The sequence below is a fragment of the Xanthomonas euroxanthea genome (genome assembly GCF_903989455.1).
GTDB classification, from domain to species: domain Bacteria; phylum Pseudomonadota; class Gammaproteobacteria; order Xanthomonadales; family Xanthomonadaceae; genus Xanthomonas; species Xanthomonas euroxanthea.
In genome coordinates, this window is sequence record NZ_LR861803.1 from 863763 (window position 1) to 883167 (window position 19405).

Annotated in this window: 15 protein-coding genes; all 15 read left to right on the top strand. The window is 67.5% G+C overall.

What is annotated here, in order from left to right; all coding sequences use genetic code 11:
* Positions 1–11 precede the first annotated feature (11 nt).
* The 15 genes from H7A86_RS03585 to H7A86_RS03655 all read left to right on the top strand — a co-directional run bounded on the left by H7A86_RS03585 (position 12) and on the right by H7A86_RS03655 (position 19404).
* The gene (locus H7A86_RS03585; RefSeq protein WP_119130729.1) at positions 12–494 is read left to right on the top strand and encodes a GspH/FimT family pseudopilin; all 483 of its coding nucleotides are present in this window, start codon (positions 12–14) and stop codon (positions 492–494) included.
* Positions 478–858 carry a type II secretion system minor pseudopilin GspI gene (gene gspI / locus H7A86_RS03590; RefSeq protein ID WP_119130696.1) on the top strand — a complete coding sequence of 127 codons (381 nt, stop codon included), beginning with the start codon at positions 478–480 and terminating at the stop codon, positions 856–858. Before H7A86_RS03585 ends, gspI begins: the two co-directional genes overlap by 17 nt.
* Positions 855–1478, top strand: coding sequence for a type II secretion system minor pseudopilin GspJ (gene gspJ, locus H7A86_RS03595; RefSeq protein WP_119130697.1), 624 nt, complete (start codon positions 855–857; stop codon positions 1476–1478). The genes gspI and gspJ overlap by 4 nt, the downstream gene beginning before the upstream one ends.
* The gene (gene gspK / locus H7A86_RS03600; RefSeq protein WP_119130698.1) at positions 1475–2467 is read left to right on the top strand and encodes a type II secretion system minor pseudopilin GspK; all 993 of its coding nucleotides are present in this window, start codon (positions 1475–1477) and stop codon (positions 2465–2467) included. Before gspJ ends, gspK begins: the two co-directional genes overlap by 4 nt.
* Positions 2464–3552, top strand: coding sequence for a type II secretion system protein GspL (gspL, locus tag H7A86_RS03605; RefSeq protein WP_119130699.1), 1089 nt, complete (start codon positions 2464–2466; stop codon positions 3550–3552). The genes gspK and gspL overlap by 4 nt, the downstream gene beginning before the upstream one ends.
* Entirely contained in the window at positions 3549–4025 is a 477-nt protein-coding gene (gspM, locus tag H7A86_RS03610) for a type II secretion system protein GspM (RefSeq protein WP_104644878.1), read from the top strand. Before gspL ends, gspM begins: the two co-directional genes overlap by 4 nt.
* A 32-nt stretch (positions 4026–4057) precedes the next feature.
* The gene (gene gspN, locus H7A86_RS03615; protein WP_425509749.1) at positions 4058–4741 is read left to right on the top strand and encodes a type II secretion system protein N; all 684 of its coding nucleotides are present in this window, start codon (positions 4058–4060) and stop codon (positions 4739–4741) included.
* Positions 4742–5465: 724 nt separating this feature from the next.
* Complete coding sequence (locus tag H7A86_RS03620; RefSeq protein WP_119130700.1) at positions 5466–8174, top strand: TonB-dependent receptor; 2709 nt, start codon at positions 5466–5468, stop codon at positions 8172–8174.
* 168 nt (positions 8175–8342) lie between these two features.
* Positions 8343–11237: a beta-galactosidase GalA gene (gene galA, locus H7A86_RS03625; protein ID WP_119130701.1), complete on the top strand. Its 2895-nt coding sequence runs from the start codon at positions 8343–8345 to the stop codon at positions 11235–11237.
* Positions 11234–13669, top strand: coding sequence for an alpha-N-acetylglucosaminidase (locus H7A86_RS03630; RefSeq protein ID WP_119130702.1), 2436 nt, complete (start codon positions 11234–11236; stop codon positions 13667–13669). Before galA ends, H7A86_RS03630 begins: the two co-directional genes overlap by 4 nt.
* Positions 13670–13790: 121 nt before the next feature.
* The gene (locus H7A86_RS03635) at positions 13791–14957 is read left to right on the top strand and encodes an acyltransferase family protein (RefSeq protein WP_119130703.1); all 1167 of its coding nucleotides are present in this window, start codon (positions 13791–13793) and stop codon (positions 14955–14957) included.
* Between the two features lie 257 nt (positions 14958–15214).
* The gene (locus tag H7A86_RS03640) at positions 15215–15937 is read left to right on the top strand and encodes a GntR family transcriptional regulator (protein ID WP_164739039.1); all 723 of its coding nucleotides are present in this window, start codon (positions 15215–15217) and stop codon (positions 15935–15937) included.
* Between the two features lie 47 nt (positions 15938–15984).
* Positions 15985–17262 carry a sugar MFS transporter gene (locus H7A86_RS03645; protein WP_104583815.1) on the top strand — a complete coding sequence of 426 codons (1278 nt, stop codon included), beginning with the start codon at positions 15985–15987 and terminating at the stop codon, positions 17260–17262.
* 40 nt (positions 17263–17302) lie between these two features.
* On the top strand, positions 17303–18370 hold the full coding sequence (locus H7A86_RS03650; protein WP_104583816.1) for a LacI family DNA-binding transcriptional regulator: 1068 nt from the start codon (positions 17303–17305) through the stop codon (positions 18368–18370).
* Between the two features lie 5 nt (positions 18371–18375).
* The gene (locus tag H7A86_RS03655) at positions 18376–19404 is read left to right on the top strand and encodes an SIS domain-containing protein (RefSeq protein ID WP_119130704.1); all 1029 of its coding nucleotides are present in this window, start codon (positions 18376–18378) and stop codon (positions 19402–19404) included.
* Position 19405: the final 1 nt, after the last annotated feature.

A 19405-nucleotide genomic window follows, 5' to 3' on the forward strand; every position in this document is an offset into this window, starting at 1 on the left:
CGCAAACGGCCATCGCAAGGCAAGCACGGACATGTGCGTCGCGGGCGCAGGCGCGCGGCTTCACCCTGCTCGAACTGCTCGCCGTCCTGGTGATCACCGCACTCGCCAGCACGCTGGTGGTGCTGACCTTGCCGGATACGCGGCGCGACCTGCACGACCAGGCCGATGCATTGGCCGGTGCCTTGGGCCATGCACACGACGAGGCGATCCTGAGCCTGCGCATGGTCGAGGTGAGCATCGATGCCGGTGGTTATGCATTCCGCCGCCAGGCGCAGCAACGCTGGGTGCCGCTGGATGAAAAACCTTTCGCCGCGATGCGCTGGCCTGCCGGCGTGCAGGCGCAGATGCCGGTGGGCGGTACGCAGGTGAGCGTGCGCTTCGACCCCACCGGTGCGGCCACGCCGCAACGCATCGCGCTGGCCGACGGCCAACAACAGCTGCAGGTGGTGGTGGACGCCGCCGGCGTGGTGCGGGTCGATGCGCCCCTACGGTAAGCCCGATGCCTGCGCCGGGTTCTCGCTGCTCGAACTGATGGTCGCGCTGGCGATCTTCGGCATGGCCGTGGTTGGCCTGCTGAACCTGTCCGGCGAAAGTACGCGTACCGCGGTGGTGCTGGAAGAGCGTGCGCTGGCCGCGGTGGTGGCGGAAAACCAGGCGATCGAAGCGATGCTCGCGCCCACGGCCGCAGCACTGATACCGGCCAACGGGCAGGAAACGCTGGGCGGACGCAGCTGGGACTGGCAGCGTCAGTCGATGCCGGCCGGCGCTGCGGGCATCGTGCGCATCCAGGTGCGGGTGCGGGCCGCAGCGCAGGCGCAGGAACTCGCCAGCCTGAGTGTGCTGCGGAGTGCCGAATGAGCCGCGCGCGTCGCAGTGCAGCGTGTGTCCGTGGCAGCGCGGGCTTCACCTTGATCGAGCTGCTGGTCGCCCTGGCGGTGTTCGCGCTGGCGGCAGTGGCGGCGGTGGTGGTGATGCGCCAGAGCATCGACCAGCGCGATGCCGTGCGTGCGCGCCTGCAGCAGGTGCGCGAGTTCCAGCTTGCCCATGGCCTGCTGCGCAGCGACCTGCAACAGGCCGCAGTGCGGCGCACGCGCAATAGCGAAGGCAGCGCTGCACGCACCGCGTTCGTCGCAAGCCCGCCCGGTGTGCCCGGGCCCCTGTTCGGTTTTGTGCGACGCGGCTGGAGCAATCCGGATCAGGCGCCGCGCGCATCCTTGCAATACGTGGAATACCGCCTGGTCGACGGACGCCTGGAGCGCAGTGCGCGTCCGGCCCTCGACGGTGCGGTCGCCGGCACGCCGCAGGTGGTGTTGCATGGCGTGCGCTCGGCGGTGGTGGGGTTCCACTATCGCGCGCAGTGGAGCGACGGCTGGAGCGGGGGGCTCGACGCGCTGCCGGATGCGATCTCGCTGGAGCTGGACCTGGAACAATGGGGCCGCGTACGCCAGTTGTTCCTGCTGCCGGAGGGGCGCGGATGACGGCCTTGAATGCACGCAGGCAGCAACGCGGCGTCGCACTGCTGACGGTGCTGTTACTGGTCGCGGTGATGACGCTGCTGATGGTCGCGGTGCTGGACGATCTGCGCTTTGGCCTGCGCCGCAGCGGCAACGGCGAAGCGATGACGCAGGCGCAGTGGTATGCGCTGGGCACCGAAACCATCGCCCGGCAACGCCTGCAGGCACTGGCCAGGCGCGACCCGATGCGCACCACGCTGGAGGGTGGCTGGAACGATCAACCGGTGACCTTTCCGCTGGACGACGGCGCAGTGAGCGTGCGGCTGCGCGACCGCGGCGGCTGCTTCAATCTCAACAGCGTGGTCGCCGGTGCGCCCGAGCAATGGCAGCGCAGCGACGACGGCGCAGGCCAGTACCGCGCATTGCTGGACGTGCTGGGCATCGCACCGCATCAGGCACAGGCGCTGACCGATGCGCTGGTGGACTGGATCGACAGCGACAGCCAACCCGGCACGCAGGGGGCCGAAGACGCACACTATCTGCAATTGGCAGTGCCGCGACGCACCGGTGCGACCCTGCTGGCGGGCGTCGGCGAGCTGCGCGCCATTGCCGGCTACACGCCGCAGGTGATCGCGCAGTTGCGGCCGTATGTGTGTGCATTGCCGGAAGCGCGCCTGTCGCCGATCAATATCAATACGCTGCGTCTGCAGGATGCGCCGGTGTTGGTGGCACTGACCGAAGGCGTGCTGGAACTGCCGGCCGCGCGCCGCGTCATCGCCGCGCGGCCCGCCGCGGGATGGCGCGAGGTCAGGACGTTTCTGAGCCAGCCTGCGCTGATCCAGGCCGAGCCTTCCAATGCGGTGCTGGAACAGATCGCACTGCGCACCAGTTACTTCTCGCTCTACAGCCAGGTCGACCATGCAGGCGCGCAGGTGATGCTGGATGCCTTGCTGCAACAAGACCCTGCAGGGCGCGTGCGGCTGGTGGCGCGTCAATGGAGTTCCGACGAATGAGTACCAGCTTGCTGTTGCTGCCCGCCGATGCCGCTGCGCCGGCGATTGCCGTGCGTGTGGATGCGCAGGGTCAGGTGCTGTCGCAGCGCCCGGCCAGCGCGCCGTGGGAACCGTCCGCACGTACCGTGCTGGTGGTGCCGGGCGTGGATGTACATCTGCGCTGGCTGCGCTTGCCCGGCCGCAGCATCGCGCAATCGGTCGCGGCTGCACGCCTGCAGCTGGCCGAGCACCTGGCGGTCGAGACGCCGGCCCTGCATGTGGTGATCGCCGATCATGTCGAGAACGATGGCACGCGTCTGGTCGCTGCGGTGGACAACGCGGTGATGCAGCAGTGGCTGGCGCGCGCAGCGCAACTTGGTGTCGTTCCCGACGCGGTGGTGCCCGATTGCCTGTTGCTGGAACCCGGCGCGGACGCTGCGGCAGCAGTGGTGGACTGGGATGGCCGCTGGCTGATCCGCGGCGCAGGGCTGGCCTGCAGCCTGGAGCCGGAGGCCGCGCGCATGCTGCTGGGCGAACGCGCGCCGGTACCGCCGCCGACACCTGACGCCGCGCAAGCCATTGCCGGCTTTGCGCGATGCGCCATGCGCGCGCCGATCAACCTGCTGCAACACGCATTCGCTGCAAGGCCGGCCGCTGCACAGACGGTCACTCCGCGCCGTCTTGCGGTGCTGGCCGCGCTGGTGCTGCTGTCGCCGCTGGTGCTGTTGCTGGCGCAGACACTGCGCTACGAACTCGGCGCGCGCCTGCTGCAATCACGCGCCGCCGCGCAGTTGGGCGTGCGCGATGCGGCGGCGGTGCCGGCCGCGCTGCAGGCACGCCGGCATACCGGGGCAGCGGCCGATCGCCTGGCCATGCAGCTCGGCGACTTGTTCGCAGCGGTCGATGCCATGCCGGCGGCGGAACTGGATCAGATCGACTATCACGCCACACAGCCGCTGCGCGGCACCCTGCTGCACGCCGATGGCGCCAGCCTGCAACAGTTGTCCACGCGGCTGGCCGGGGAGGGGTGGCAACTGCAGCCCGGCAGCAGCCAGGGCGAGGACGATCGCCTGCGGACGCCGTTTGCGCTGGAGCCATTGCGATGACTGCACCTGTGCAACGCGGCATGCAGTGGTGGCAGGCACGTGCGCCGCGCGAGCGGCTGATGCTGGGCGTGATGTGCGCTGCCGTGGCCGCGTTCGTCGCCTGGTATGCGCTCTACACCCCGTTGCGGCACTGGCGTGCCCAGGCGCAGGCGCGCTATGCCGCTGCGGCGCAGCTGGTACTCGATGCATCTGCGCAGGCATCGGCGAGCAGGCGTACCGCTGCACCTGGTACGGCGGCACTGGCTGAGCTCATCGCAAGCAGCGCACGCGATGCCGGTGTCGGCATCACCGCCCAGCAGCGCAACGCAGCGGGCGGGGTGGACGTACAGATCGATGCGGTCAGCGCCGCCAGCTTGTTCGGCTGGCTGGAGCGGCTGCGCCAGGCGCATGGTCTGGCGCCGACGCAGCTGAGCATCGTGCGCGACCAGGGCCAACTGCGGGTACGCTGCGGGTTTGCGGAGCCTGCACCGTGACGCGCCTGCGTTGGACCCTGGTTTTCCTGTTGATGGTGGGCGTTGCGCTGCTGGCATGGCTGCCCTTGCGCCTGGTGTTGCCACGCGACGGGCTGCCGTTCTCGGCGCTGGACGTGGAGGGGCCGGTATGGGCCGGCACCTTGCGGCAGGTGCAATGGCAAGGCATCGCCTTTGGCGATGTCATGGTGCGGCCGCGCATCTGGCCGCTGTTGCGTGGACAGCGGCAGGTGCACCTGCAGGCCCCGCAGCTGCAACTGCTGCTGGTGGATGGCGCGCAACACGGTATCGGCGATGCGCAGGGCCAGCTGCTGTTGCGTCAGCCGGCGGGCATGGCCTTGATCGATCTGGCGGTGGAGCTGCAGCAGGTGGATCTGCTGTTCGATGCCACCGGCTGCGTGCAGGCAGGTGGGCGGGTCGGCCTGCAACTGCTGGCGAGCGGGGCGGGCGAGCTGCCCGGTCTGCCGCCGTTGCGCTTGTCCGGGCAGCCGCGGTGCGTGGATGACAGCGCCGTGCTGAGTCTGCTGCCCGATGCACCGTTGCCTGCCGGCGTGCAGGCCGATGCACAGCTGCAAGTGTGGCGCGATGGGCGTTGGCAATTGCAGTCACGCATCGATCCGGGGCAGGACGCAGTGTTGGGCGTGGGCCTGCAGTTGCTGGGCTTCGCCGCCACCCCGGAGCGCAGCTTGTTGCGCATCGACCAGGGGCAATTGCGCTAGGACTGCTGTTACGCGCGGCGCGGCGAGAAATCTGTCGCCTGCACCATTAGCGTGCATGCCTGGAGGCTGGTGTCTTCATCGTGGCCGCTGCGAAGGCACAGTTCATTGATCCGTTGACAACGTTGTCGGCGTAGGACCCTGCGTAGTCATTGCGCCAGTTGCTGGGTTGCTTCGATAAGGCAGAAGTGCTGCTTCCGATACACGGGAGCGTGCGGTATGGACTGTGATCCAGCCCGCAACGCGTGCACTGCGGCCCACACATTCCGGATCGACCGGAATTGGTCTGGTTACCGGGGATTGGTCAGCGACTGGTCCTGTGACAACGATGCCCGCCACGCACCCGAATGATCCTTTCTGCACCGTCGAAGGTCTTGAAAAGCAGGGCTTAGGCGCGTTTGCAGCCGCCAGTCAAACGCTTTCGACAGTGACTGTTGACAGGATCTTTTAAAGACCATAAGAATCAAATCCACTGAATTGGTATTTGCCAGTCAGGGCCGTTGATCAGCAATGGCAGGCGATGACCGTCCTGGGAGGGAGACGGCATCGGCACCCACGGGGGGCCGTACGGGGTGCTCGCAGACAACAGATCGCAGGCGGTTCCGGACGTCCGGAACTGGTGGCCTGTGCGCGTGTGGGTGGGTTGCCCAACGCCGGGATCTGTCAGCGCTGATCGATCGGAATGCCAGCCGCGTCGTCGTCCAGCCATTCCACCTCAGGATCTCCCATGTCACCTGTCCCGCGTGCCGCGTTGCGTTGTTGTTCGCCCTCCTCGCTGTCCCTCGCCATTGCGCTGTCGCTGCTTGCCTGCGGCGCCAACGCGCGGGCGCAGGAATCGCCGCCAGCGGCATCGGCGCAGATTTCCCAGCTCGACACCGTCAAGGTCACCAGCTCCTACCAGAAGAGCCTGATCACCGCGATGGACAACAAGCGCGACGACGTGCGCATGACCGATGGCATCTCCGCGCAGGACATCGGCAAGTTTCCCGCCGAAAACATCGCCGAGGCGATCCAGCGCATCCCGGGCGTGCAGATCTCCACCATCAACGGGCGCGGCTCCACCATCAGCGTGCGTGGCCTGGGCCCGCAGTACTCGGCCACCACCATCAACGGCCAGGTGATCAAGAGCGCCGACTTCACCGATGGGTTCCGCTACGACATCATCCAGCCGGAAGTGGCCGCCGGGATCGAGGTGATCAAGTCGCCGTCGGCGGACATGGACGCCGGTGGCCTGTCCGGCACGGTCAACATCAACACCACCAAACCGCTGGATTACCAGCAGACCAAGCTGCTGTTCTCGGCCAAGACCCAGTATGCGGAATTCGCCGGTGGCTCGCCCACGCCCAAGGGCGTGCTGACCTATATCGACCAGTTCAAGGTCGGCGGCGGCGAGCTGGGCGTGTTCCTCAGCGCCGGCTACCAGAAGCTCAAGGACCGCGCCGATTATCTGTGGATCGACCGCTGGTACACGCAGGACACCGACGCCGGCAGCGTGTACATTCCGCGTCGCCCGCGCTATCGCTCGATCGAGCGCGAGACCACGCGCAAGATGTTCAACGGCGGCTTGCAGTGGAAGCCCAACGACCAGCTGGAGATGAACCTCACTGCGCTGTATTCGCAGGACAAGACCGCCAACGACATGAACCAGCTGGTGTACTCGTTCGAGCGCACCCCGCTGACGGTGCTGCAGACCAACGGCCTGACCGCCACGCAGGTGGCGGCATCGGACTACTGGTTGGAAAACAACCGCCAGATCGAACAGCACGACCTGTCCACGCAGTTGCTCACCTACGACTTCAAGTGGAAGGGCGATGCCTGGACGCTCAGTGGCGCGGCCAATTACACCCAGGGCAAGACCGACGAGAACGAACGTGCCGCGATCCTGGGCCGGATTCCGTCGGCGACGCTGCTGGACACCTCCAATCCCGACGCGATCTCGCTGACCACCGATGCCGACGCCACCGATGCCAGCGCCTGGGACAAGGCCAATCTGGTGCGTAGCGAGTATCCCAACGGTTCCATCCAGTCGCTCAGCAACAAGGAATGGTCGCTGCAGCTGGATGCCGAACGGTATCTGGAGCTGGGTGCGTTGAATGCGGTGCGCTTCGGTGCCAAATACCGCCGCGAGACCTTTGAGCGTGATGTGCGCCGGCGCGACTTCCTGTATCTGCTCAGGACCGGTGCGGTGTCGGGCTTCGACATGTTCCCGGAACTGTCGGCCGCCAACAGCACGGTAAGCAATTTCCTCGACGGGCAGCTCGCCTCGCAGGACAGCTGGGTCACTCCGGATATCGCCGCCTACGCGCGCTCGCTGGCGGCGGCCGGCATCAGCGTGCCGGTGCTGTTCGCGCCGCAAAGCAGCTACAGCATCGAGAACGACATTTCCTCGGCCTATGCGATGGCGCGCATCGACACCGACATCGGCAGCATGCGCCTGCGCGGCAACCTTGGCCTGCGCTACGAAAACACCAAGCGCACCACCGACACCTACCTGACCCAGGCACAGGCCGCCAGCGACGATGCCAATGTGGTGATCGGCACCGCGCGTGCGCCGTACGACTATTCCAACTGGTTGCCCAGCCTGAACCTGGTGCTGGACATGCGCGAGGACCTGCTGCTGCGCTTTGCCGCCGCCAAGGTACTGGTGCGGCCGATCCTGGACAGCAACACCGCCATCGCCTCGACCATTTCCACCGGCACCAATACCGGCGGCACGACGACCTATGTCGTCACCCAGGGCCAGACCGATCTGAAGGCGCTGACCGCCGACCAGGCCGATCTGAGCCTGGAGTGGTACTACGGAAACGGTGGCGCGCTCACCGTGGCCGGCTTCTGGAAGAACATCAAGAACGGCACCTTCAACAGCATCGTCTGCCCGGCCGCCTTCAACGGCACTGCGCTGTCCAGCAACGCGGCCGGCGACTGCGTGGACAGCGGTGGCGATATCTACGAGATCACCGCCACCACCAACGACCCGAGCAAGGTCAAGATCCGCGGCTACGAACTGGGCTGGACGCAATCGCTGGACGCCTGGTTGCCGATCGACGGCTTCGGGGTGACCACCAACTTCACCCGGGTGATTCCGCAGCGCGATACCGATTTCCAGATCCGCAACCTGTCCGAACAGACCTGGAACGCCACCGCGTACTGGGAGAGCACGCATTATTCGGCGCGCGTCTCGCTCAACCACCGCAGCGAGTACGAACAGGACAGCAGCGACAGTTTCTTCGCGCGCGAAGGCCACACCATGAAGGCGCGCACCCAGCTGGATGCGGTGCTTGGCTACCAGGTCAACGACACGCTGAGCTTCCAGCTGGGTGGCCTGAATCTCACCAACCGCACCGAGGAGGCCTACAAGGACATCGCCAGCCGCTGGCAGATGACCGGTGTCACCGGTCGCAGCTATTACCTGTCGATGCAGTGGGACATGCTGTGATGAGGCGCGAACAAGCGCTGTGCGGCCATGCGCCGCTGCGTGCGGCGGCGGCCAGGAGTGAGTGCAACGCCGCCGCCGTGATGAAAGCGCGTTATGCCGCGGCCGTGGGAGTGGCTGCGCCGCGCGCCCCTCATTGCATGCCTGCAGTGCAGTCGAGCGGGCGCTGTCATGCGCAGGCGTGAGTTCCTTGCCGGCAGCGTCTGCGCCTCGTCGCTGCTTGGCGTGCCGGCGCTGCTGCCTGGCGCGGCGAACGCTGTAGCGCCGCGCGCGGGCAGTGGCGGCACGCCGCGTCCCGCGCCACCGCCAGCGGGCACCGATGGCGCCGGGCAGTGGCTGGACCTGGACGAGGGCTGGCGCTTCCATGCCGGCGATCTGGCGTTGCCGCGCCTGCTTGCGCAAGACGAGACCTACGACAACGCCAAGGCCGGCCGCGCCTGGGGGGCGGCGGCACCGGACTTCGACGACACCGGCTGGCGGCAGCTGCAATTGCCGCACGACTTCGTGGTGGAGCAGGCGGTGCGCGCCGACGCCAATATCGCGCAGGGGTATCGCCCGCGCGGGATTGCCTGGTACCGACGCACGCTGCGGCTGGACGAGTCCGTGCGCGGCCAGGCGGTGGAGCTGCGTCTGGACGGCATCGCCAGCCATGCCACCGTGTGGGTCAACGGCATGCTGATGGCGCGCAGCTGGAGCGGCTACACCGGGCTGGTCATCGACCTCACGCCGGTCGCGCGCTACGGCAATGCCCTGAACAGCATTGCCATCCGCGTCGATGCCGAGGCCATGGATGGCTGGTGGTACGAGGGCGGCGGCATCTACCGGCACACCTGGCTGGTGCTGCGTGCGCCCTTGCATATCGCCGGCGACGGCCTGGCGGCGGTGCCGCGCGAAGGCGCTGGCGATGTCTGGCAGCTGCCGGCGCAGCTGGACCTGGTCAACAGCGGCGAACGGCCTGCCGAGGCGTGGGTGGATGTGGCGCTGCGCGACCCGAACGGTGCTGTCGTGGCGAGTGGCCAGACGCAGCTGCGCGTGGCTGCATTCGGCACCGCGCAGGCGACGGTCAGCGTCGCGGTGGCGCAACCGCAGCGCTGGAGCGTGGACACGCCGGTGCTGTATCGCCTGCAGGCCAGCGTGCGTGGCGCAGACGGCCGCAGCGACCGTACCGGGTGCGAAATCGGCTTTCGCAGCCTGCGCTTCGATGCCGACCACGGCTTCTTCCTCAATGGCCGCCCGCTCAAGATCAAGGGCGTCTGCCTGCATCAGGACCATGCCGGCGTCGGTGTGGCGCTGCCCGATGGCTTGCATGCATTTCGCCTGCAGCGCCTGAAAGCGATGGGCTGCAATGCCATCCGCCTGCATCACGCGGTGGCACCGGAACTGCTGCAGGCCTGCGACCGGCTCGGCATGCTGGTGATGGCCGAGAACCGGCTGTTCAATCCCGCACCCGAGTATGTGGCGCTGCTGCGCAGCATGGTGCGGCGCCAGCGCAACCATCCCAGCGTGTTCCTGTGGTCGCTGCTCAACGAGGAGCCGCTGCAGGGCACCGCCACCGGTTACGCGATCATGGCGCGCGCCGCCAGCGCGGTGCGTGCGCTCGATGACAGTCGCCCGATCACTGCCGGCATGAACGACGGCATGTTCGCCACCCGCGGCGCGGCCGATGCGGTGGACGTGCTCGGCTTCAACTACCGCCAGTCCAACTACGACCGGGTGCATGCGGCGCGGCCACGCACGCCGATGCTGTCCAGCGAGGACACCAGTGCATTCCAGACGCGCGGGGCGTGGTTCACCGACCTGGATGCGCACGTGGTGGCCGAAGACGACAGCCTGGCCGCGGACTGGGGCAATACCCACCGCCGCGCCTGGCAGCTAATTGCCGAACGCCCGTTCGTCGCCGGCAGCTTCGTGTGGACCGGCTTCGATTATCGCGGCGAACCCACGCCGTTCGAGTGGCCGTCGGTGGGGTCGTTCTTCGGCATCATGGACCAATGCGGATTTGCCAAGGGTGCCTACTGGTTGCGCCGCGCGTTGTGGATCGACGATGCGCCGGTGCTGCACCTGTTGCCGCACTGGAACTGGCCCGGCCGCGAAGGCCAGCCGATCAAGGTGATGGCGTTCTGCAATGCCGCGCAGGTGGAGCTGTGGCTCAACGGCCGCTCGCTGGGGAAGCAGGTGGTGGATCGGGCGCAGATGAATCAGTGGCAGGTGGACTATGCGCCGGGCGTACTCGAAGCGGTGGCCTGGCGCGATGGCCGCGAGGTGGCGCGAACGCGGGTGGAAACCACCGGCGCGGCGGTCGCGCTGCGGCTCACGCCGGACCGCACCCGGCTACGCGGCGATGGCCGCGATGCGCAACCGGTGACCCTGGAAGCGCTGGATACGCAAGGCCGCCACGTGCCCGATTGCAATGCACCACTGACGCTGCAGATCAGCGGTGGCCGCTTGCTGGGTGTCGGCAATGGCGACCCGAATGCGCATACGCCCGATCAGGGCATGCAAGTGGCCTTGTTCAACGGGTTGGCGCAGGCAATCGTGCAGGCCGGGCGTGGCGCAGGCGTGTTACGGCTGCAGGCGCGCAGCGCAGGCTTGCGCGATGCGGTGCTCGAGATCGCGTGCGCGGCGGTGCCGCTGCCAGCCACGGTGCCGATCGTGGCGCCGGCGATGGTGGTCGAAAGCTGGCGCCACACCGCCGCCTTCGCGCAGCCGCCGGCGCCGGATCTGCCGCGCCGCCCCAACGACAACAACAGCTGGAGCAATACGCTGCCCGGCACGCTGGAAACCGCACCCGAACGCGCCGGCTACGTGCTGTACCGCACCGAGTTCACGCCGTGGCAGGGCGTGCAGACCCACGGCGGCATGCTTGACCTGGGTCGTCTCAGCGGGCCGGCGCAGGTGTTTCTGGATGGCCGTGCAGTTGCCCAGGTACCTGCCGGCACGCCGATTCACGTGACGCTTGCACCCGCGACCGGCGCGCGCACGCTGGCGGTGATCCTGCAGGTCGCTGCCGATCAGCCGTTTGGATTCCACAACGTCGTCACCGTGCACTACCGGAACTCGCCATGATTGCCTCACCTTTTTTCCCGTCGACGCCTGTGCGCCTGTTTGCCGGTGCCGTGCTGGGCGCGTTGCTCGCCATTCCGCATCTGGTGCCGGCCGCACCGCCCGCGCAGGCGGTACTGCAACGCCTGATCGGCCCGCGCGCCGCACAGTTCGAGATGACGATGGCGCCGCGCGGCGACGGCGCGGACTGGTACCGCATCGACGCCGGTGGCGATGCGGTGCGCATTGCCGGCTCCTCGCAGGTGGCCTTGGCGCGTGGCGCCTATGCCTATCTCGGCCAGGCCGGTGCGGCCTCGATGAGTTGGGAGGGCGACCGCGTGGCGCTGCCGGCGCAATGGCCGGCCTACCGCAGCGGCCAGGTGCGCACGCCGTTTGCCCACCGCGCCTATCTCAACACCTGCACCTACGGCTACACCACGCCGTTCTGGGACTGGCCGCGCTGGCAGCGCGAGATCGACTGGATGGCGCTGCACGGCATCGACATGCCGCTGGCGATGGAAGGGCAGGAGGCGATCTGGCAGGCGCTGTGGCGCGAGTTCGGCGTGGGCGATGACGTGCTGGCGGAGTATTTCTCCGGCCCCGCATTCACCCCATGGCAGCGCATGGGCAATATCGAAGGCTATCGCGCACCGTTGCCGCAGCACTGGATCGACAGCAAGCGCGTGCTGCAGACGCAGATCCTCACCCGCATGCGCGAGCTGGGCATGCAGCCGGTGCTGCCGGCGTTTGCCGGCTACGTGCCCAAGGCATTCGCGCAGGCGCATCCCAACGCGCGCATCTACCGCATGCGCGCCTGGGAGGGCTTCCACGAAACCTATTGGCTGGATCCGCGTGATCCCTTGTTTGCCCAGGTCGCGCGGCGGTTCCTGCAGCTGTACACGCAGGCCTACGGTGCAGGCGAGTTCTATCTGGCCGACGCCTTCAACGAGATGCTGCCGCCGGTGGCCGACGACGGCAGCGACGTGGCCGCCGCCAGGTACGGCGACAGCATCGCCAACTCCGACGCTGCACGTGCCAAGGCCGTGCCGCCAGCGCAACGCGACGCACGCCTGGCCGAGTACGGGCAGGCATTGTATCGCTCGATCGCGCAGGTCAACCCGCAGGCCACCTGGGTGATGCAGGGCTGGCTGTTCGGTGCCGACAGAGCGTTCTGGCAACCGCAGGCGATCGCCGCGTTTCTCGGCAAGGTGCCCGACGCGCGGCTGATGGTGCTGGACATCGGCAACGACCGCTATCCCGGCACCTGGAAGGCTTCGCAGGCCTTCGACAACAAGCAGTGGATCTACGGCTACGTGCACAACTATGGCGCCAGCAATCCGCTGTATGGCGACTTCGCGTTCTATCGGCAGGATCTGCAGGCCTTGCTGGCCGATCCGGACAAACGCAATCTGCGCGGCTTCGGTGTGTTCCCGGAAGGGCTGCACAGCAACTCGGTGGTCTACGAGTATCTCTACGCGCTGGCCTGGGAAGGACCGCAGCAGTCCTGGTCGCAATGGCTCACCCAATACACCCGCGCGCGCTACGGCCGCAGCGATGCGGCCTTGCTGCAGGCCTGGTCGGATCTGGAAGCAGGCATCTACCAGACCCGCTACTGGTCGCCGCGCTGGTGGAACAAGCGTGCCGGTGCGTATCTGCTGTTCAAGCGGCCGACCGCCGACATCGTCGGCTTCGACGACCGCCCCGGCGACCCGCAACGCCTGCGCCGCGCCATCAATGCCTTGCTGCAGCAGGCCGACCGCTATGCCGACGCACCGCTGTACCGCTACGACCTGATCGAAGACGCGCGGCACTACCTGAGCCTGCATGCCGACCGTCAATTGCAGGCGGTGGTGCAGGCCTACGACGCCGGCGAGTTCGCGCGTGGCGATGCGCTGCTGGCGCGCACCACGCAACTGGTGCAGGGGCTGGATGCACTGGTCGGCGGCCAGCATGAAACCCTGGCCGACTGGACCGGCCAGGCCGCCGCGGCCGCCGGCAACGATGCCGCATTGCGTCGCGCCTATGTTGGCAATGCGCGTGCGCAGGTCAGCATCTGGGGCGGGGACGGCAACCTGTCCGATTACGCGTCCAAGGCGTGGCAGGGCATGTACGCGGATTTCTATCTGCAGCGCTGGACACGCTTTCTCGGCGCATACCGCGCCGCACGCAAGGCGGGCACACCGTTCGACGCAGCGGCAGTCAATGCGCAGCTTGCAGCCTGGGAAGGCCAATGGGCCGAGCAGGACGCGCTGCCGAAGCGACAGCCACCGCGCGATCCCTTGGCCTTGCTGCGTACGTTGCTGGCGCAGGTGGATGCGCAGGATGGTTTGCAAAGTGCCATGCAAGGCAATGTGCAAAGCAGTACGCACGCTGCAACGCGAGGCATCGCCCAAGGCGACGTGCACGCAATTGCGCACGTTGCCATTTACGGCACCATGCAAGGCACGGCCCAATGAGCAGATCCGTATTGCACGTCGCGGCCATACATGATCACTTTAGCGGCGATGCAATGACGCTCGCCACGGGCAGCACGTCTGCACGCCGCCTCTACGTGCAGTCCCTGGACAAGGAACTGTAATGAGCGCACAAACGCTTCCTGCTGCAGCCGGCACTGCAACCGCAACACCCAGGCGCGAACGCTTCCTGTCGCTGGACGTCTTCCGCGGCCTGACCATCTTCCTGATGATCCTGGTCAACACCGCCGGCCCGGGTGCACAGCCGTACGCGCAGCTGACCCACGCGGCCTGGTTCGGCGTCACGCTTGCCGATCTGGTGTTTCCCTCGTTCCTGTTCGCCGTCGGCAGCGCGATGAGTTTTGCGTTGGCCACCCGCATGCCGCATCGGCAGTTCCTCGGCCGTGTGGGCAGGCGCGCCGCGCTCATCTTCTTATGCGGCGTGCTGATGTACTGGTTTCCGTTCTTCCATCTGCAACCCGACGGTGGCTGGGCGTTCACGGCGGTCGATCAACTCCGCCTGACCGGCGTGCTGCAGCGGATCGGCCTGTGCTACCTGCTCGCGGCGCTGCTGGTGCGCTATCTGCCGCCACGCGGTATCGCGCCGGTCTGCGTGGCGCTGCTGCTGGGCTACTGGGCAGTGCTGTATGCGTTCGGCCAGCCCGGCGCGGAGTTGAGCAAGACCGGCAATGCCGGCACCCGGCTGGATCTGTGGCTGTACGGGCGCGCGCATCTGTATCGCAAGGATGACGGCTTCGACCCCGAGGGCCTGCTCGGCACGCTGGCGGCCACGGTCAACGTGCTGGCCGGCTATCTGAGCGGGCGCTTCCTGCAGCGGCACGGCAAGACCGCTGCCGCCACGCGCAGCATGCTGCTGGCGGGCGCGGGGCTGGTGCTGCTGGCGCTGCTCTGGCACCCGGCCTGGCCGCTGTCGAAGAAGCTCTGGAGCGGGTCCTTCGTCGCCTGCACGGTGGGCCTGGATCTGCTGGCGCTGGGCGTGCTGGTCTACCTGCTGGAGCTGCGCGGCTGGACTGGCGGCAGCGGGTTTTTCACCGTGCTCGGGCGCAACCCGCTGGCGATCTATCTGTTCTCGGAATTGTTCGTGGTGGTGTTGCGGCTGCTGCCGGCCGGCAGCTCCGGCCTGGACCTCTACGCCTGGGCCGGCATCCGCGTGTTCCAGACCATCGCGCCGGGCCCGCCCGGGTCGCTGCTGTGCGCGCTGAGCTACACGCTGCTGTGCTGGGGCGTGGGCTGGTGGATGGACCGGCGGCGCTGGTACCTGCGGCTGTGACGGCATCGTCAGCCAGGCGATGGCGCAGCCACTGGGACGCCTGCACGCGCCGGTGACAGGAAGCGGGCGTCTACCACGGCGTCGTGTCTGCGGGCCGCTGGACCGCGGGTCAGCGCCAGCCACGCTGCCGGGGCCGACTGCGGCTAATGCGCTGCAGGCAAATTGGTACTATATTGGACCTAACGAATCCAAGTCGGTCCGGAGGACAGGCAATGGCCAAACCGAAAACCGAAGCCAGGACGGACACCGACCCCCGGATGGACGCGCTGACGCTGGATGCCTCCGCGCCGACGCCACTGTATCTGCAACTGGCGAGCAAGCTGGACGAGCAGATCCGCGGCGCGCAGTGGAAGGCCGGCGAGGCGCTGCCGGCCGAGCGCCAGCTGTGCGAGCGGCTGCAGATCTCGCGGGTGACCCTGCGCCAGGCCGTGGACGTGCTGGTCGAACAGGGCCTGGTCTCGCGTCGGCAGGGCGCCGGCACCTTCGTCACGACGCAGATCCAGCATCAGCTCAGCGGCCTGACCAGTTTCAGCGAGACGCTGCGCATCAAGGGCTACGAGCCTGGCACGCGCTGGCTGGAGCGGCGGCTGCGCCCGGCGCATGGCGAAGAGATCCTGCGCCTGGGGCTGTCGCCGGACGCGGCGGTGGCCTCGCTGACCCGCCTGCGCAGCGCCGACGAGCGCGTCATGGCCTACGAGCACGCGGTGCTGCCGCAACGCATCGTCGCCGACCCGCAGCAGATCGGCGATTCGCTCTACAGCTACCTGGATGCGCAGGGCACCCCGGTGGTGCGCGCCCTGCAGTATTTCCGCGCGATCAATCTGCCTGCGCGGCTGGCCGAACACCTGCGCATGAAGACCGGCGAGGCGATCCTGCATGTGGTGCGCGTGGGCTATGCGCGCGACGGCAGTGCGATCGAATTGACCGACACCTATTGCCACAACGATTTCTACGATTTCGTCGCCGAACTGCGTCGCTGATCCAGCGCGGCGCCCCCCCAACCGACAACTCAAGAGCCCGCCGATCCATGACTACCGCCAGGCCCGCAAATCCCGTTGTCTCGATCGCCATCGTCGGCGTGCTGTTCTTCATCATCGGCTTCTTCACCTGGATCAACGGGCCGCTGATCACCTTCGTGCGGCTGGCGTTCGACCTCAACGAGGTCAATGCCTTCCTGGTGCTGATGGTGTTCTACCTGTCGTACTTCTTCCTGGCGCTGCCGGCGTCGTGGATCCTCAAGCGCACCGGCATGAAGAAGGGGCTGGCGCTGAGCCTGGTGGTGATGGCGGTGGGCGCGGCCGGCTTTGGCCAGTTCGCCACCCAGCGCTGGTATCCGGGCGCATTGGGCGGCCTGTTCGTGATCGGCAGCGGCCTGGCGCTGCTGCAGACGGCGATCAATCCGTACATCAGCATCCTCGGGCCGATCGAAAGCGCGGCGCGGCGGATCGCGCTGATGGGTATCTGCAACAAGATCGCCGGCATCCTGGCGCCGATCCTGATCGGTTCGCTGGTGCTGCACGGCATCGGCGATCTGTCTGCACAGGTGGCCAGCGCCGATGCCGGCACCAAGGAACAACTGCTCACCGCCTTCGCCGCCAAGATCCACGCACCGTATCTGGTGATGTCCGGCGTGCTGCTGTTGCTGGCGATCGGCGTGCTGTTCTCGCCACTGCCGGAGCTGCGGGCCTCCGAGGCCAATGCCACGCCCGGCAGCGCGGCCGGCGTGCAGAAGTCCAGCATCTTCCAGTTCCCGCATCTGTGGCTGGGCGTGCTGTGCCTGTTCGTCTATGTGGGCGTGGAAGTGATGGCCGGCGATGCGATCGGTACCTACGGCCACGGTTTCGATCTGCCGCTGGACAGCACCAAGATCTTCACCTCCTACACGCTGGGCGCGATGCTGCTGGGCTATCTCGCCGGCCTGGTGCTGATCCCGCGGGTGATCTCGCAGGCGCGCTACCTGAGCGTGTCGGCGGTGCTGGGCGTGCTGTTCTCGCTGGGCGCGCTGCTGACCCATGGTTATGTGTCGGTGGGCTTCGTGGCCGCGCTCGGTTTTGCCAACGCCATGATGTGGCCGGCGATCTTTCCGCTGGCCATTCGCGGGCTTGGCCGCTTCACCGAGATCGGCTCGGCACTGCTGGTCATGGGCATTGCCGGCGGCGCGATCATTCCGCAGCTGTTTGCCATTCTCAAACAGCACTACGACTTCCAGGTCGTGTTCGCTGCGCTGATGGTGCCGTGCTATCTGTACATCCTGTTCTATTCGCTGCGCGGTTACCGTGTGGGCCTGCCGGCCCAGGCCAAGTGAACCGGGCGGCATGATGCGTTCCGACGAACAAGGTACACCCATGCGCAGGCCCACCATCAAAGATGTCGCCGAGCGCGCCAAGGTCTCGTTGAAGACCGTGTCGCGCGTGATCAACAACGAACCTTCGGTGATGCAGGCCACGCGCGCGCGCGTGCTGCGCGCCATTGCCGATCTGGACTACGAACCCGATCCGTCCGCGCGCAACCTGCGCAGCGGCACGCCGTTCGTGATCGGCCTGGTCTACGACAACCCCAACCCGTACCACATCATCGGCATCCAGAATGGCGTGCTGGCCGCCTGTCGCGAGACCGGCTTCGGCCTGCAGATCCATCCCTGCGATTCCACCTCGCCATTGCTGGCCGAGGAACTGGCCGAATGGGTGCAGCGCTCGCGGCTGGCCGGCGTGGTGCTGACCGCACCGATGTCCGAACGCCCCGAGCTGATGGCCGGCCTGGCCGCGCGCGGCATCAAGAGCGTGCGCATCATCGCCGCCACCGACGATCCGGGCGATGGTCCCTGCGTGTATATCGACGACCGCGCTGCCGCCTACGAGATCACCGAGCATCTGGTGCAGCTGGGCCATCAGCGCATCGGCTTTTTGTGGGGCGGCCCGCAGCATCGCTCCAGTGGCGAGCGCTATGCCGGCTACGAAGCCGCGTTGAAGGACTACGGCATCACCCTGGACAAGCACCTGGTGATTCCCGGCGATTACACCTTCGACGACGGCTTCCGTGGCGCGCGCCGCCTGCTGTCGCTGCGCGAGCCGCCGACCGCCATCTTCGGCAGCAACGACGAAATCGCCGCCGGCGTGCTGGCCGCGGCCAAGTCCACCGGCATGAACGTGCCGTACCAATTGTCGATCGCCGGCTTCGAGGACAGCCCGTTCTCGCGCCAGTCCTGGCCGGCGCTGACCACCGCCAAGCAGGCCACCGACGACATCGCGCGGCATGCCGCACGCCTGTTGATCAGCCAGTTGCGCAGCGATGCCTACGACGACCAGCCCGCGCAACTGCAGAACCGCGGCTTCGTGCCGCAGCTGGTGGTGCGCGGTTCCACCGCACCGGCGCAGACGCCGGCCGCCAAATCCTTTCCCCCCGAATCCGCCTGAGCCTGATGAGCCTTCCCACCGAAACCGAGACCTTGATGTTCCGCGAGGCGGCGCAGACTGCCGACGTGGTCGCCGCACAGTTCGCCCGTAATGCCGACACCGTTGCCGCACTCGCGCAGTCGCTGCGCGATACGCCGCCGCCGTTCGTGGTGACCTGCGCGCGCGGCAGTTCCGATCACGCCGCAACCTACGCCAAGTATCTGTTCGAAACCCAGCTCGGCATCGTGACGGCCTCTGCATCGCCGTCGGTGGGCTCGGTCTATGCAGCGCCGCTGCAGTTGCGCGGCGCGCTGTACATCGTGATTTCGCAGTCGGGCAAGAGCCCGGACCTGTTGCGCAATGCCGAGGCCGCCAAGGCGGCCGGCGCGCGCGTGGTCGCCCTGGTCAACGTTGAGGATTCGCCGCTGGCGCAACTGGCCGAGGTGGTGATTCCGCTCGGCGCCGGCCCGGAAAAAAGCGTCGCCGCCACCAAGAGTTATCTCGCCTCGCTGGCCGCCGTGCTGCACCTGGGCGCGGTGTGGAAGAACGACCCGGCCCTGCTCGCGGCCGTGGATGCATTGCCGCAGCAGTTGCGCGCCGCCTGGCAGGCCGACTGGTCCGCACTCACCGCCGGCCTGGTGCCCGCGCACAACCTGTTCGTGCTCGGGCGTGGTCTGGGCCTGGGCGCGGCGCAGGAAGCGGCGCTGAAGTTCAAGGAAACCTGCGGCCTGCATGCCGAAGCGTATAGCTCGGCCGAGGTCAAGCATGGCCCGATGGCGCTGGTGGGGCCGGGCTTCCCGGTGCTGGTATTTGCGCAGCCGGATGAAACCGGCGCGGGCACGCGCGCGCTGGCCGAAGAGTTCCGCGCACGCGGCGCACAGGTGTGGCTGGCCGCGCCCGATGGCGATCTGCCGCTCGTCGATGCCGTGCATCCGGCCAGCGCACCGCTGCTGACCGTGCAGAGCTTCTACCGCGCGATCAACGCGCTGGCCCTGCAGCGCGGCCATAATCCCGATCTGCCGCCGCATTTGAACAAGGTCACGGAAACCGTTTGAA

Coding starts and splice junctions, on each gene's coding strand:
- gspL (WP_119130699.1), top strand. CDS start 2,464: ATGAGTACCAGCTTGCTGTTGCTGCCCGCCGATGCCGCTGCGCCGGCG.
- gspJ (WP_119130697.1), top strand. CDS start 855: ATGAGCCGCGCGCGTCGCAGTGCAGCGTGTGTCCGTGGCAGCGCGGGC.
- H7A86_RS03655 (WP_119130704.1), top strand. CDS start 18,376: ATGAGCCTTCCCACCGAAACCGAGACCTTGATGTTCCGCGAGGCGGCG.
- gspI (WP_119130696.1), top strand. CDS start 478: ATGCGCCCCTACGGTAAGCCCGATGCCTGCGCCGGGTTCTCGCTGCTC.
- H7A86_RS03635 (WP_119130703.1), top strand. CDS start 13,791: ATGAGCGCACAAACGCTTCCTGCTGCAGCCGGCACTGCAACCGCAACA.
- H7A86_RS03630 (WP_119130702.1), top strand. CDS start 11,234: ATGATTGCCTCACCTTTTTTCCCGTCGACGCCTGTGCGCCTGTTTGCC.
- gspN (WP_425509749.1), top strand. CDS start 4,058: ATGGTGGGCGTTGCGCTGCTGGCATGGCTGCCCTTGCGCCTGGTGTTG.
- gspM (WP_104644878.1), top strand. CDS start 3,549: ATGACTGCACCTGTGCAACGCGGCATGCAGTGGTGGCAGGCACGTGCG.
- H7A86_RS03645 (WP_104583815.1), top strand. CDS start 15,985: ATGACTACCGCCAGGCCCGCAAATCCCGTTGTCTCGATCGCCATCGTC.
- gspK (WP_119130698.1), top strand. CDS start 1,475: ATGACGGCCTTGAATGCACGCAGGCAGCAACGCGGCGTCGCACTGCTG.
- H7A86_RS03620 (WP_119130700.1), top strand. CDS start 5,466: ATGTCACCTGTCCCGCGTGCCGCGTTGCGTTGTTGTTCGCCCTCCTCG.
- galA (WP_119130701.1), top strand. CDS start 8,343: ATGCGCAGGCGTGAGTTCCTTGCCGGCAGCGTCTGCGCCTCGTCGCTG.
- H7A86_RS03650 (WP_104583816.1), top strand. CDS start 17,303: ATGCGCAGGCCCACCATCAAAGATGTCGCCGAGCGCGCCAAGGTCTCG.
- H7A86_RS03640 (WP_164739039.1), top strand. CDS start 15,215: ATGGACGCGCTGACGCTGGATGCCTCCGCGCCGACGCCACTGTATCTG.